This window comes from Bacteroides sp. BFG-606 (assembly GCF_024788145.1).
Taxonomy (GTDB): domain Bacteria; phylum Bacteroidota; class Bacteroidia; order Bacteroidales; family Bacteroidaceae; genus Bacteroides; species Bacteroides vicugnae.
Window position 1 is genome coordinate 5,404,852 of sequence record NZ_JANUIL010000001.1, and the last position, 15,162, is coordinate 5,420,013.

The window sequence follows — 15,162 nt, forward strand, 5'->3', positions numbered from 1 at the left end:
TACATTATATATACAAAAAAAATCTATCAATACTCAAAAGATTACAACCGTAATGATTACCACCGTAATCTTTCAAGTAAATGCAAATATAAACATTCTGATTCACATTACAATGCGATAGCCCGATAAAACAAAGCAAGAATAAGGAGTTAAAAATCCCCCATACCACAGATCGTTGTAGCATGGGGGATTTCATAATTTACTTGCAGTATTTTGTAATCAGCTCATCGACATTCGGATCACCCAATTCTTTCGCTTTCTTAAAGTTGCCGCAAGCTTCATCTGTCTTCTTCAGCTGTATCTGGCAAAGTCCCAATAAACGGTAAGCCTCACCATATTTGGGATCAGTCTTCAATATATTATTCAAAATCTGAATGGCTTCTTCATACCGTCCTACACGGAGGTTTACAACCGCATGCTCTGCCTGATAGGTGAGGTCTGTCGGATTCATCTCGATTGCCTTGGCAATATCGTCTAAAGCGCGTTGAAACTGACGGGCTTTCAAAGCAGCCTGTTCCCGATAATAATAGAACACGTCGTTCACTTCTCCTTTGACTGCCGTATGGTAAGCATCATAATCGAGCATTGCATTTCGCGCCTGACCGGCATTCATATTCATCTGCGCACGCTCCAACAAGTATGGAGCAAAGTCGGCCGTAATCGGTTGCGGGCAACGGGCAATACAGCTATCCATTAAGGCTACCACTTCTTTCGGATCCCCTTTCAACAGTTCCTTCGTTTTGGCAGCACTAAAGAAAGTGGCCGGAGAAGCAATATTGCTGGCATTTACCTTTTCATAAGCAGCCAAAGCACCGGCATAGTCTTGTTGGGCAAACAGTATATCGCCTTCCATTTGAGTGTAAATTGGCAGCGGATCAATAGCGATTGCCTGACGGACATTCTTCAAAGCGGTGTCATACGTCCAGTCTTTGTAAGTTTTCTCCGGCTTCGATAATTGATAAGCATACATCAGCTTACCTATATTATAATATACATCATCTTTCTTCTGGGCTACTTTCAGTGCCTGATTAAAGTCGGCAACGGCTTTATCATACCAGGTCTGGTCGTCTTTACCTTTAGATGCATAATAATTGGCACGACGGAGATAACCATCTGCATTGGCAGGGAACTGGCGGATGAAATCGTCCAACAGCTTTTCATAGTCCTCGCCCGAGAGGCTCGAAGAGGCCATAAACAGATATACTAATGCCTGATCTTCCGTTTCGGGTAAACCTTTCCGAATACCAATGCTTTTCAAGGCAGCGTCTCCCAAAGAAAGGGCACTGATTTTCTGCGACATGGCAAAAGCAGCTCCCGCCGCATAGCAAGTAGTCACCGTATCGATACCGGATGATTTCTGCGCAATACCAAATACCTGACCTTCCGCATTCATCACCGGGCAGCTCACCATCTTATCTTTCATCTGCATACTCAATGTATAATAATGGTATTCGCCGGCTACTTTGGAAACATCTTTCACCTTACCATTGACACAAGCAATGCTTTTCTGCGTAGAATAAGGAAGCATCCACGCTTCGGCTCCTGCCACCGGGGCTGTTTTGGCAATGATCAGCGCAGGCACTTTCTTCTCGGTGATAGCCACACGGAACTTAATAACATCATACATGTCATTCGCTCCAAGTATCAGGCTGACCGGCATCTGTTTGCCTTCGGAAGTAATCACCACCGCACGTTCGGCTCCTTTAAAAAGAGTATAATCTGATAAAGCCAATCCGTCTTCGGACACAAAGAATCCGTTTCCCGTATTCAGCATTTTATCATTCTTGTCATAAGTCACTATTGAGAAGACTGCACGTTTTGCCTTCTCTACCCATTTTGGGGTTTGTGCCATGCTTCCTTGTACCAGGAAGAAAAGCAGCAAAGGTAGAATTAAAATCTTCTTCATATCAGTCATTGTTTCTTTGTTTCACAGCTTCGTAAATCAGGATACCGGCAGCTACAGAGACATTCAGGGATTCGATGGTGCCCAGCATCGGAATTTTCACCCATTCATCACAGAGGGCAAGGTTTTCATAAGAAACTCCTGTATCTTCCGCTCCCATTATGATGCAGAGAGGACCTGTATAATCAGCTTTGGTATAGTCATAATCCCCTTTTTCGGTAGCAGCCACAATGCGGAAACCACTGTCTTTCAGATATTGCAGAGTCGAACGGAGGTTCTGTTCACGGCATACAGGAAGAGTATGTAGCGCTCCTGCCGACGTTTTCACGGCATCAGCATTGACTGACGCACTGCCTCGAACAGGAATAATCACAGCATCGACAGCTGCACATTCGCAGGTACGTGCAATTGCCCCGAAATTGCGTACATCGGTCACTCCGTCGAGCATAACAAAAAACGGATTTTTTCCTTGCTCAAACAAGAAAGGAACAAGATCCTCCGCTTTCTGATAAGTCACAGAAGAAATGAAAGCGATCACTCCCTGATGATTTTTACGGGTAATACGGTTGATACGTTCTACCGGAACACGCTGAACAGGTATCAGCGTACCTTTCAAAGCTGCAAAAAGCTCCTTGGAAAGATCACTTTGAATATCTTTCTTCACGAGGATCTTATCTATCTCTTTTCCAGCCTGAATGGCTTCTATCACGGCACGAACGCCGAAAATCATTTCACTTTTATCTAACATCTGGTTGATTTACTATTTTACTATTTACTATTCACTATTTATCAGTTGCGGGCAAGCAGGGATTTGGCATTGCTAAGGGCAGCTTCGGTGAGAGTGGCGCCGCTAAGCATGTGAGCTATTTCCTCTACCCGTTCTTCGTCAGTGAGACGGCGGATATGGCTGTTGGTTTCCGTATCGCTGTCTTTTTTGTATACCTTATAATGAGCACGCCCACGGGCAGCAATCTGTGGCAGGTGGGTAATACTGATTACCTGACGGTTGCGGTCGCCCATTTCCTGCATCATGTCCGCCATACGGTCGGCTATTTCACCGGAGACTCCGGTATCTATTTCATCAAATACGATGGTCGGCAGCTTGACGGCTCCGGCAATCATTGCCTTGATGGAAAGCATGACACGGGCAATTTCACCTCCTGAAGCTACGGAAGAGATATTCTGCAAAGTGCCGTTCTTATTGGCGGAAAACAGGAAGTTGACTGTATCTTCTCCTTGCAATCCCGGCTCTTTTTTCAGTCCCATTTCGATCAGGAAACGAACATTCGGCATTCCTAATGGAATCAACCGGGCGGCCAGTTGTTTTTCTACTTCACGCGCAGCTTTCGCACGGGCCTTGGTCAACACTTCCGCCTGTTGTTTCACTTGTTTATATTGTTCCTCTTTACGAGCAGTCAGTTCGGCAATACGCTCATCATAGGAAGTGATGTCCGACAATTTGCTGCGGTATTCATCCGTTAACGCTATCAATTCGCCAAGGGTTTGTGCCCGATGTTTCTGCTGTAAGGAATAAATCAGATTCAACCGTTCATTCACTTCGTCCAGACGGACCGGATTGAATTCAACGGAGTCACTTTGTAAAGAGACTTCGTGCGAAATATCTTTCAGTTCGATATAAGCACTCTCCATACGTTCGGTAAGTTCCTTGGCCGGCTGATATACTCTTTGCAGATTATTCAGCGTATTCAGGCTATCTTTCAGGTAAGAAAGCAATCCGCCTTCATCCGAAGCAAACGACTGTTCCACCCGGTAAAGTCCGGCTTTTATCTCTTCTGCATGACTTAATGTTTCAGCTTCCTGCTCCAGTTCTTCCTGCTCACCTTCCACCAAACAGGCTTCTTCGAGCTGTTCGAGTTGGAAGCGGATATAATCTTCATCGGAGCGGCTTTTCTCTGCCAGCGACACTAATTCAGCCAGTTCGCGGTCTGTCCGTTTCCATTCATCATAATACAGATGGTATTTCTCCAATGCTGCATCATTATGTGCCAGAATATCAAGCACATTCAACTGGAATCCTTCTTTATTGAGCAATAAATTCTGATGTTGCGAATGTACATCTATCAACTGTTCGCCCAGCTCTTTCACTTGTGACAGCGAAGCAGGAGTATCGTTGATGAATGCCCTGCTCTTACCGGAAGCTTGTACCTCACGACGCAAAATGCACTCTTCATCATATTCCAACTCGTTTTCTTCGAAAAACGGGCGCATACCATAGGCAGATAGATCGAAACGTGCCTCTATGATACATTTGGAAGCTCCGTGGCGAATCGCTTTCACATCGGCACGCTGTCCTAACAGGAGTCCGATAGCTCCCAGAATAATTGATTTTCCGGCTCCCGTTTCACCTGTTATAACGGAAAAGCCTGTTTCAAAACTGATATCCAGTTTTTCTATCAATGCATAATTCTGAATGTATAGTGAACGTAACACCTTATATTTAATTAAAAATTGAGAATTGAAAATTAAAAATTCGAAGATAGGGTGGCTACCAGACGGTCGATGATGTCCTGGGCTACTTCTATTTTCGGTTTCAGGGGATAGTCTGTACGACCTTTCCTGTCGATGATACTTATTTTATTGGTATCATGGCGGAAACCGGCGCCAGCGTCATTCAACGAGTTGAGCACGATAAAGTCGAAATTTTTGCGTTCGAGCTTTCCTTCGGCATTCTGCTGCTCATTATTGGTTTCGAGGGCAAAGCCAACCAATAACTGATTTTTCCTTTTTAGTGCTCCTAAATTGGCAGCGATGTCTTGTGTTGCCTGAAGATGGAGGGTTAGTTCCTCTTCTTTCTCCCGCTTAATCTTCTTGTCGGCCACTGTTTCCGGACGATAGTCGGCTACTGCCGCGCAAAGAATACCTGCATCAGCATCTGGAAAATAGATCTGTGAAGCCGCATACATTTCTTCTGCTGATTCCACATCTACACGCCGGATACGGGAATGTTGCGTTTTGAGCTGCACAGGACCTGTTATCAATGTCACCTGCGCCCCGCGACGGGCACATTCTTCTGCTAATGCGAATCCCATCTTTCCGGAAGAATAATTGCCTATGAAACGCACCGGGTCAATCTTTTCGTAAGTCGGTCCGGCTGTAATCATCACTTTCTTTCCGGATAGTTCGTCACTCGAAGCGAAGAATTCATCCAATACCCGGATAATGTTTTCCGGCTCTTCCATACGTCCCTTTCCCACCAAGTGGCTAGCTAACTCTCCTGTTCCCGGCTCGATAATGTGATTACCGTAGGAACGCAATATATCCAGATTTTTCTGGGTGGCGGGATGGGCAAACATATCGAGGTCCATTGCCGGAGCAACAAACACGGGAGCTTTTGCCGAAAGATAAGTTGTTATGAGCATATTGTCGGCTATTCCATTAGCCATTTTGCCGATAGTAGAGGCGGTGGCAGGTGCAATCAGTACAGCATCCGCCCACAGTCCGAGATCGACGTGGCTATTCCACGTTCCGTCACGCTGAGCAAAAAACTCACTAATGACCGGTTTGCTGGTCAAAGCCGAAAGAGTGATGGGAGTAATAAATTCTTTTCCCGCCGGAGTAATGACAACTTGCACTTCCGCTCCTTGTTTTATCAGTCCGCGAATGATATAGCACGCCTTATACGCGGCAATACTGCCGGTAATTCCAAGAATTATTTTTTTTTCCTTTTAGCATTATTTTGTAATCAAATTACTCATTTCACGCAAACGGATTTTTGTCAATGCCGCCTTAGTGTTCAGCGTGAAATCACTATTCAAAATCCAACTGTAATATCCGGGATCTTTCTTCAAAACCTCGGCTACAGACATTCCTTTATATTTTCCGAAGTTGAATACTTCCACTCCATTATCATCGTACACCATGCGTCCGGCAAAGTCTACATTCTTGCTGAAACTTGAATAATCTGCCAGGAACGCAATATCATTCTGAAGATCGGAGTAACGGTCGAGCTGTGCTTTCAGCACTTCGTAAGTGGCCCGTGTATCTGCTTCGGCAGTGTGTGCATCTTCCAGATTCTTGTCGCAATAGAATTTATAGGCAGCAGACAGGGTGCGTTGTTCCATTTTGTGGAAGATCACCTGTACGTCTACAAATTTGCGTTTCGTCATATCAATGTCCACTCCGGCGCGAAGGAACTCTTCGGCAAGGACAGGAATATCAAAACGATTGGAATTAAATCCTGCCAAATCGCAACCTTCAATGTCCCTGGCTATGTTTTTCGCCACTTCTTTGAAAGTTGGGCAATCGACTACGTCGGCATCATAAATGCCATGTATAGCAGAAGATGCTTCCGGGATATGCATTTCAGGGTTGATACGTAATGTTTTTGCTTCTTCATTTCCATTCGGATATACTTTCAGATAGCAGATTTCAACAATTCGGTCTGTGTTGATATTGGTTCCGGTTGTTTCTAAATCAAAAAAAACAATGGGATTTTTCAGGTTTAATTTCATTTCTATTTTTTTATTGGGTCACCACAGAGGACGCAGAGGACACAGAGGGTTATTTAACAAATATTCAAATTTATCCTCTGTGTCCTCTGCGTCCTCTGTGGTGAATTAACATTAATCATTTAGCATCATCGGCATCAGCAGCATCAGCAGGTCTTCGTTTTCTTCCTGCTCTACCGGGATGATTACTCCGGCACGTGAAGGATCCGCCAGTTCGATGACTACTTCGTCTGCTGAAATGTTGTTCAGGATGTCAATGAGGAATGTCGATTTGAAACCGATGCTCATTGCTGCACCTGCATACTGGCAAACTTGTGTTTCTTCAGCAGAAGTAGAGAAGTCAATATCTTGTGCGGAAATCACAATCTGGTTTTCCTGCATACGAAGTTTTATCAAGCTACTTGCCTGCGACGAGAAGATAGACACACGACGCAAAGCTCCTACCAACTGCTGGCGGTCTACGGTGACTTTGTGCGGATTGTTCTGCGGAATTACCGAGTTGTAGTTCGGGTAACGTCCTTCAATCAGACGACAAACCATCCGGTAGCTTTCGAGCATGAATACAGCGTTGCGTTCATCGAATTCGATCGTCACTGTGCCTTGTTCTTTCGGCAAAAGATTTTTAAGCAACGTAGCCGGTTTCTTCGGAAGGATGAAAGCTGCACGCTCGTTACCTTTGGCTGCCAATGTCTTGCAGCGCACCAGTTTATGACCGTCTGAAGCAACCATTGTAATATCTTCTGTAGTAATATCGAAATAAATACCGTTCATCACCGGACGAAGTTCGTCATCGGCAGTAGCAAACACCGAACGGTTGATACCTCCCAGAAGTACACTTGCTTCCATCTCTACACGGACTGCATTATCACCCAATGTAGCCGATTGCGGAAATTCATCCGCATTCTGCCCCATCAGGCTGTATTTTCCGTTCTGGTACTGCACTGTTATTTCATAATTATCCGGATTGATTTCGAATGTGAGTGGTTGTTCCGGGATTTCTTTCAGTGCATCAAGCAATGTTTTCGCTACTACGGCAAAACGCCCGTTCGTATCGCTTTCATTCACTTCTACGGTAGTCACCATCGTTGTTTCACTGTCGGATACAGTCACAGACAATGTTCCGTCTTCCAATTCGAAGAGGAAACAATCGAGAATTGGCAGCGCATTTTTTGAATTAATCACACGGCTGATGGCCTGTAAATGGCTGGAAAGAGCAGTACTTGAAACGATAAATTTCATATATTTTCGTGTATTTAAGTTTTAAATGTTCTATCGCACAAAGTTACGAAAAAAGATTTGGGCTGCCCAATAAAACAAAAGAAAAAAACAGGCATTGTGTGAGGGATATTACTAAAAAATTGTAACTTCGCCGCAGAATTTAAAATTATCGCAATGGAATTTACAGGAAAAATCATCGCTATCCTCCCCCGAGAGGCGGAGTTTCAAAAACTAGCGGCAACGAGTGGAAATCACAAGAGTACGTTATTGAAAACCATGATCAATATCCGCGCAAAATGTGTTTCGACGTATTTGGTGCAGACAAAATCGAGCAATTCAACATTCAAATGGGTGAAGAACTGACCGTATCATTCGACGTTGACGCCCGCCAATGGAATGACCGTTGGTTCAACAGTATCCGCGCATGGAAAGTAGAGCGCGTCAGTGCAGGTGCTCCAATGGCTTCTGGTTCTCCCGTTCCTCCCCCGGCTCCATCGGCTATGCCCGAATTTACTCCGGGTGATGCAAAAGACGATCTGCCATTCTAAACTGAAAGTCATTCATCCGACGCATAAGCATAAAAACTCTCGACGGGATAATCCTATCGGGAGTTTTTTTATAATTGAAGATATTTTTATTCATACAGATAATCCGCTCCAAAACCATAGAGATAAACAATTGTATATAAACCGTAATTTTTATTCTGATTTATATTTCAAAATAATATTGGGATATACTACTCCGTCCGTACAGGCAAACTGGACAAAGAGTGTAAAATTACGGAAGAAGCCGGCATTATGCAGAAAGAAATCCGGTATGAAACGGACATAATTTTCCGATTGCCGGAATACGTGGTCGAAATCTGCCATCAACATAAAATGGTACGAATCAGACAAGTGATCCATACCCGTCTGATAAGCTATTGCCCCATTGAGCACTTCACCTTTATCCAATTGACGAATATAATGCGACAGACTGTTCTCATCCGGAGCAAGCAACAAGCGTCCACCATAAAATGCCGCATACATATCCAAAGTCGGCTCTACGAAACTGGTCAATTGTTTAAACAAGGTTGTTTGAGGCAACCGATAGACCAAGTATGCCTTATTTACAGTATAACAAAAAGTAATTCGGGGAGTTTTTCTTCCTTCATCTGCCGGAGCAGTATTGACAAGGGTACGAAGCATTCTTTCAGCCTCCGTCACATCTGCCACAGACAGGCTCAAGACTGCCGCCGCATCCTGATCCTGTAACGTATCTTCACGCAGAAAGAGACAGGCAACCAAGTCCTGTCCGGCATTTTCCATCAGATAGCGGGAAAATTCTTTATTTCTATTCTGCACTTCGCTCGTGCGAACCGTTTCATTCTGCTCCTGCGCATTTCCATAAGAAAGCAAAGATGTCCAGTCCGCAATCCCCTGTCTGCTAAAATAGAAAGCAGTAGAAGGCAGTGCCTCACCCGGGAAGCCTTTGACTGATTGCTGTTGGCGAAGCTGGTTTATAAATGCAAAGCAAGTATCCGCATCGTGAGTAATGCCGGAGAAATAGATAAAATCATCTTTCATCTTCATATCAAATTCCGTCCATCCCATCATCCCTTTCATACGGGTATAGATTGTGGCGGCCGCTGCACTTTTTTTCGGAGCACGCACCCCTGTAAAGGTAGGATCATCCGCCAGCGATTTGCCACTCTTATATGCATCAATAACGTTTTCAATCAGTTTTTTTTGAAAACTTAATGCCATAAAGTCAGACGTCAGATAGCAGGCAAGAAAATCACCATCCGCCATCGGGTAAATGATTATTTCCTCTCCTTTGTAAGCAAATGTTTTCGGCGGATAAAGCGAAGATATATATTTACGCACAAACTTGTTTACCAACTCCTTATCCCCATTTCCCAATCTGCAATAAAGTATCTGGTTCCGTTCGTTATCCGGTTCATGGAAACTAATCAGCATCTGATTCATTTGCCGGCTCAAACCATGAGGAGTATCTTCCGAGAGGGCATAAAGGCTTTGTTTCAGATAAGAAAAAAGTTTGGACACATAAAGATATTGCTGATTTTTACTACAAGTCAGATCATCGACCTCCGCTACAAATTCGAGCACATCATCAGTAACAAACACGGCTGAAGTGGTGGACGGAACCAGTTCATAAAGATTAAAATCCTTCTGCCCTTCGGCCGCCGACAGTCTAAAAAAAGAGTACAATGCGAAACCTGAGCACAAAAGTACAACAGAAGACGTGATCGCTATTTTCACTATCGTACGAAGTTTCATAATATTCGCTGTTTATCGGCTAAGTGCAAAAATAATAATTTCTACAAAGAAAACAAAACTTTTGCTAAAAATTTCACCAATAATCAAAGATAGATATCCAATCCGTCGAATGCCAGGTGAATATTTTCCGGAAGGCTCTTTTCAACCTCCGCATGTAAGCCCATATCATGACTCATGTGTATAAAGTACGTCTTCTTTGCTTGAATGCGCCGCGCCACTGCCAATGCTTCTTCCAGATTCTGATGGGTAGGATGCGAGGCAATCCGAAGTGCATTCACTACCAAAACATCTATTCCCGCCAATTGTTCATAAGATTCTTCGGGCATGGTCAACATATCAGTGATATAACCTAATTGCCCGATACGATATCCCAAAATAGGCAATCGCCCATGCATCACACGTAAAGGAAGCACCTCCGTGTGGTTAACAGAAAAGGCCTGCCCCACAGAAATTTCCTGCAAAGGAATGTCGGGAACGCCCGGATAACGATGGTCGACAAAGCAATAGGGCATACGCAAACGCAAGCCTTGCGCCACATAATTTTCCGCATAAATAGGCACTGAACCAAACCGGCAAAACGGACGTAAATCGTCCAACCCGCCCACATGGTCATAATGTTCATGCGTAATGAGCACACCATCTATCTTCTCAAAAGGAAGATGCAATACCTGTGTCCGGAAATCCGGACCGCAATCTATCAAAATCCGCGCATCATCTGTCTCGACAATAGCAGATGCACGCAATCGGTTATCTTTCGGATCGGCAGAAGTACAAACCGGACATGTACAGCCGATTTGGGGTACTCCCGTCGATGTTCCACTTCCAATGATTCTTACTTTCACTTGTTTAATTGAGAATTGAAAATTGAGAATTAAAAAATAATAGTTGAGAATGAGAAATTTGGAATTGAGAACGAAAAAAAAGAAAGGTTATAGAGTATTTCTACACCTGAACACTTTTCATTATTCATATAGCTATTCTTCATTCTCAATTTCTACTTCTCAATTTATTAAGTTAACTTCCGGGTGGATATCAATACCGAACTTCTCACGAACAGAGGTTCGAACTGCATCTGAAAGCGCAAGGATATCGCTACCTTTTGCTCCACCAAGATTCACTAATACCAGTGCTTGTTTATCATGCACGGCAGCCGGACCTAAAGCCTTACCTTTCCAGCCGCATTGATCGATCATCCATCCTGCCGGGATTTTCACCCGACCGTCTGACAGCTCATAGTATGGTATCCGGGGATATTCCTGCTGCAAGGCTTCCAGTTTTTCTTTCGGCACAATGGGATTCATAAAGAAGCTGCCGGCATTACCCATTACTTTCGGGTCGGGCAACTTGCTCTCACGAATCTCAATTATCACTTTCCGTACAACAGAAAGCGTCAATGCCGGATATTTTTCAAGCTCCTGACGAATGGTTCCATAATCTAACGTATAATATTCTTTTTTACTAAGCCGGAAACGGACATAGGTGACAAAAGCCGACTTGTTTTCCGGACGTTTAAAAATACTGTTACGGTAGGTATACCCACACTCTTCCACCGAATAAACGCGTTCTTCAGCTTGAATGTTCACTGTTTCCACTGCTGTTATCAGATCTTTCACTTCAACGCCATAAGCTCCAATGTTTTGTACCGCACTCGCTCCCACTTCACCGGGAATGAGCGACAGATTCTCCGTTCCATACCATCCATGTTCTACGCAATATGCAACGAAGTCGTCCCATACTACCCCCGCTCCCACTCGTACCGATACAGAGTGTTCATCTTCTTCCGTCACTTCGATTCCTTCAATGCGGGAATGGAGTATCAATCCGTCGTAATCTTTGGTAAACAGCAGGTTACTGCCGCCACCAATATGCAAAAAAGGTGTCACAACGGCACCTTGCACAATCAGCTTCTTCAATTCTTCAACCGAAGAATATTCTAAAAAACGAGCGGCACTGACATCGATGCCGAATGTATTGTAGGGCAAAAGAGAATACATATATTTCTAGTTATAAGTTATACTGTTATAGTGCGTCGTAACCCGTATCAGATACTTGTATCTTCAAACTTATACAATTCCCATTCTCCAGCTTTCCGGCGGAAATAAAGGATATTGGAAAAACCATTGCCGATACCTTTCAACGCCAGAATTTTCGTGGGCGAATCATCGCCATTCCGCTGTCCGTAATTAATATTAGAAAGGCGGTCGACAGGAAGTACCGGTTTGAAGGCAAACCACTGATTAAGATCGAGGGTTGTCTCCAAAATGGAGAAATCATCGTCCGGATCGCTGGTTACAAAAGCTAACGGCTCCCTCACACGCTGACTCTGAAAAAGACTATCCGTTGCAAAATGTCCGAAAAACTCAACAAAGTTCTCATTATCACTTTGCTCAATGGGCCGCAGGTTGATTGCCTCCAGCACCCATGCACCTTTGATACGTTCAAAATAGTATCTTTTCACCATTCGCGTTTTCACAAACATCCACTCTACCTGCACAGAAGTGAGGGAGGTATCTCCTACTAAATCCATGTCTTCTTCTCTATCAAACAGCAGAGTATAATAATGCTGCTTGGTAAACAAGTCATCATGCTTCCAGTTGCGTTCCTCGATGTTTGATTTCTTATCTCCATTGTAGTAGGGCAATGGAAATTTCACACGCTGACGCTGTAACACTTCATCGGAAGCAAAATTGTAAATAAAATCATCGAAAGATTCATCTGCCTGTATAGGCTGCGGATCTTCCGGCGATTTATCATGGTGGCTAGAATCGGCTATCTGCCGGATTGAATCCACCTCTTTAGTAATAGATGCGAAAGGGTCAATATTTGTTTTCTTGTTTCCACAAGAGCTCAATATACCGAGCAGTATGACCCCTGCAATTAGTTTTTTCATTATTTCAGTTTCTCTCTTAACTTTTCAAGCATATCTACCGTCATGCTTTCCAAATTGTAGGCCGGCTTCCATCCCCACTCTTCACGAGCGCAGGTATCGTCCAGGCTATCGGGCCAGCTATCGGCTATACGCTGTTTCAGAGGATCTATATCATAGATCATCTCAAACTGCGGCACATGCTTCTTGATAGCCTGATATATCGTTTCCGGGTCGAAACTCATGGAAGCGATATTGAAAGCATTGCGGTGTATCAATCTTGCCGGATCGGCTTCCATCAGCGTAATTGCTGCGTTCAGCGCATCCGGCATGTACATCATATCCATTAAAGTGCCTTGCTTAATGGGGCACACAAACTTTTCTCCTTTCACTGCCGAGTAGTAAATATCGACAGCATAATCAGTCGTACCTCCTCCCGGAGGGGTCACATTCGAAATAATGCCCGGGAAACGGACAGCACGGGTATCGACACCGTATTTATTAAAATAGTAATCACTCAATAACTCTGTCGTTACTTTGGTGACTCCATACATGGTACGCGGACGCTGAATGGTGTCCTGCGGTGTTTTCGTGTGAGGCGTACTAGCTCCAAACGAACCGATAGAACTCGGAGTAAACACTGCGCACCCTTGTTCACGTGCCACTTCCAGCACATTCCACAATCCGTCGATGCCTATTTTCCAAGCCAACTTGGGTTTCGACTCGGCAACTACGGACAACAGAGCAGCCAAATTATAAATCGTATCAATGTGATACTCTTTTACTACAGATGCAATTGCATCGCCATCTGTTACATCAGCAATTGCCGACGGTCCCGACTCCTTTAATTCCCCTTTAGGTTCTGCACCCGGAATATAACCTGCTACTACATTTGCATTTCCGTAACGTTTCCGTAGCTCCATCGTTAGCTCCGACCCTATCTGTCCGGTAGCTCCAATAATCAAAATGTGTTCCATTTTTTCTTCTGACTTAGAATATCAAGCTTAAATAGTGCGCAAAGTAAGCACTTTTTTTTCAGATTTTAATCAAAAAGACATTGTTATTCCAAGAAAAATTGTGTCCTTTGCAATATAACTTAATCACCCAAACACTATGTACGGTAAAATGCAAGAATATCTCCGCCAAACATTGGCTGAAATCAAGGAAGCCGGACTTTATAAAGAAGAACGACTGATTGAAAGTGCGCAGCAAGCTGCCATCACTGTAAAAGGTAAGGAAGTATTAAACTTCTGCGCAAACAACTATCTAGGATTGTCCAATCATCCCCGATTAATCAAGGCTTCACAGGAAATGATGAATAACCGTGGATACGGAATGTCGTCTGTCCGTTTCATTTGTGGAACACAAGATATACACAAAGAACTGGAAGCTGCTATCTCGGACTATTTCCAGACTGAAGACACGATTCTGTATGCTGCCTGCTTCGATGCTAACGGCGGTGTATTCGAACCGCTTTTCTCCGAAGAGGATGCCATTATCTCGGATTCGCTAAACCACGCTTCTATCATTGACGGGGTACGTCTTTGCAAAGCGAAACGTTACCGTTATGCCAATGCTGACATGAAAGACTTGGAAAGATGTCTGCAAGAAGCGCAGGCACAACGCTTCCGTATTATTGTTACGGACGGTGTGTTCTCAATGGACGGCAATGTAGCTCCGATGGATCAGATTTGTGATCTTGCCGAGAAATACGATGCGTTGGTAATGGTGGACGAATCTCACTCTGCCGGTGTGGTAGGTGCCACTGGTCATGGCGTAAGCGAGTTGTATAAGACTCACGGACGTGTAGATATTTACACAGGAACGTTGGGTAAGGCTTTCGGCGGTGCACTGGGAGGATTTACCACCGGACGCAAAGAAATCATTGATTTACTCCGTCAACGCAGCCGCCCGTATTTGTTCTCCAATTCATTGGCTCCGGGTATCATCGGTGCAAGTCTTGAAGTTTTCAAGATGCTGAAAGAGAGCAATGCACTGCATGACAAGTTGGTTGAAAATGTAAACTATTTCCGTGATAAGATGACGGCTGCCGGATTTGATATTAAACCGACACAAAGTGCTATTTGTGCGGTAATGCTGTATGATGCGAAACTGTCTCAAATTTATGCTGCACGCATGCAGGAAGAAGGGATCTATGTAACAGGTTTCTACTATCCGGTAGTGCCGAAAGATCAGGCCCGCATCCGTGTACAGATTTCTGCAGGACACGAAAAAGCACATCTTGACAAGTGTATCGCTGCCTTTATCAAGGTAGGTAAAGAGCTTAACGTATTGAAAACGGAATAACTCCGAAGCAAGGTTTCCTTGCAGAATCCATTTTTAGGCACGGATTACACGGATTACGCTGTTGCTTTATGCAAGCATATTTCTAAAAACCGTGAAATCCGTGTAATCCGTGCCTAAAAA

At 44.1% G+C, this 15,162-nt stretch carries 12 protein-coding genes and 1 pseudogene; 2 read left to right on the plus strand and 11 right to left on the minus strand.

The genetic code is table 11. From position 1 onward, the window contains the following. Window positions 1-199: 199 nt before the first annotated feature. From NXV01_RS20855 to dnaN, 6 genes are all read right to left on the minus strand, one after another. Window positions 200-1,906 (minus strand): serine protease, encoded by a 1,707-nt coding sequence (locus NXV01_RS20855; RefSeq protein ID WP_148364973.1) that lies wholly within the window; start codon window positions 1,904-1,906, stop codon window positions 200-202. Between the two features lies 1 nt (window position 1,907). Then, window positions 1,908-2,651, minus strand: a complete 744-nt coding sequence (rlmB, locus tag NXV01_RS20860; RefSeq protein ID WP_148364972.1) for a 23S rRNA (guanosine(2251)-2'-O)-methyltransferase RlmB — start codon at window positions 2,649-2,651, stop codon at window positions 1,908-1,910. A 41-nt stretch (window positions 2,652-2,692) separates the two neighbouring features. Further along, window positions 2,693-4,354 carry a DNA repair protein RecN gene (gene recN, locus NXV01_RS20865; RefSeq protein ID WP_148364971.1) on the minus strand — a complete coding sequence of 554 codons (1,662 nt, stop codon included), beginning with the start codon at window positions 4,352-4,354 and terminating at the stop codon, window positions 2,693-2,695. A 32-nt stretch (window positions 4,355-4,386) separates the two neighbouring features. Beyond that, window positions 4,387-5,577: a bifunctional phosphopantothenoylcysteine decarboxylase/phosphopantothenate--cysteine ligase CoaBC gene (gene coaBC, locus NXV01_RS20870; RefSeq protein ID WP_259023466.1), complete on the minus strand. Its 1,191-nt coding sequence runs from the start codon at window positions 5,575-5,577 to the stop codon at window positions 4,387-4,389. An 18-nt stretch (window positions 5,578-5,595) separates the two neighbouring features. Then, a complete protein-coding gene (locus NXV01_RS20875) occupies window positions 5,596-6,375 on the minus strand; it encodes a 3'-5' exonuclease (RefSeq protein WP_004297028.1) in 780 nt (259 codons plus the stop codon). A 111-nt stretch (window positions 6,376-6,486) separates the two neighbouring features. Beyond that, entirely contained in the window at window positions 6,487-7,611 is a 1,125-nt protein-coding gene (dnaN, locus tag NXV01_RS20880; RefSeq protein WP_004297029.1) for a DNA polymerase III subunit beta, read from the minus strand. A gap of 153 nt (window positions 7,612-7,764) precedes the next feature. Here dnaN and NXV01_RS20885 point away from each other — a divergent pair. Further along, window positions 7,765-8,138: pseudogene (locus NXV01_RS20885) on the plus strand (DUF3127 domain-containing protein). Window positions 8,139-8,288: 150 nt separating this feature from the next. On the opposite strand, the gene NXV01_RS20890 reads toward NXV01_RS20885, so the two are convergent. The 5 genes from NXV01_RS20890 to NXV01_RS20910 all read right to left on the minus strand — a co-directional run bounded on the left by NXV01_RS20890 (window position 8,289) and on the right by NXV01_RS20910 (window position 13,712). Beyond that, window positions 8,289-9,869, minus strand: a complete 1,581-nt coding sequence (locus NXV01_RS20890; protein ID WP_259023161.1) for a DUF3352 domain-containing protein — start codon at window positions 9,867-9,869, stop codon at window positions 8,289-8,291. Window positions 9,870-9,952: 83 nt separating this feature from the next. Next, window positions 9,953-10,711: an MBL fold metallo-hydrolase gene (locus tag NXV01_RS20895; RefSeq protein WP_148364968.1), complete on the minus strand. Its 759-nt coding sequence runs from the start codon at window positions 10,709-10,711 to the stop codon at window positions 9,953-9,955. Window positions 10,712-10,870: 159 nt separating this feature from the next. After that, window positions 10,871-11,863, minus strand: a complete 993-nt coding sequence (gene murB / locus NXV01_RS20900) for a UDP-N-acetylmuramate dehydrogenase (protein ID WP_195650142.1) — start codon at window positions 11,861-11,863, stop codon at window positions 10,871-10,873. Between the two features lie 47 nt (window positions 11,864-11,910). Further along, window positions 11,911-12,759 (minus strand): DUF4348 domain-containing protein, encoded by an 849-nt coding sequence (locus NXV01_RS20905; RefSeq protein ID WP_258981165.1) that lies wholly within the window; start codon window positions 12,757-12,759, stop codon window positions 11,911-11,913. Next, the gene (locus tag NXV01_RS20910) at window positions 12,759-13,712 is read right to left on the minus strand and encodes an NAD-dependent epimerase/dehydratase family protein (RefSeq protein WP_148364965.1); all 954 of its coding nucleotides are present in this window, start codon (window positions 13,710-13,712) and stop codon (window positions 12,759-12,761) included. The genes NXV01_RS20905 and NXV01_RS20910 overlap by 1 nt, the downstream gene beginning before the upstream one ends. Window positions 13,713-13,848: 136 nt before the next feature. Between NXV01_RS20910 and kbl the strand changes: the two genes are divergently transcribed. After that, on the plus strand, window positions 13,849-15,042 hold the full coding sequence (gene kbl / locus NXV01_RS20915; RefSeq protein ID WP_148364964.1) for a glycine C-acetyltransferase: 1,194 nt from the start codon (window positions 13,849-13,851) through the stop codon (window positions 15,040-15,042). The last annotated feature ends 120 nt before the right edge of the window (window positions 15,043-15,162 follow it).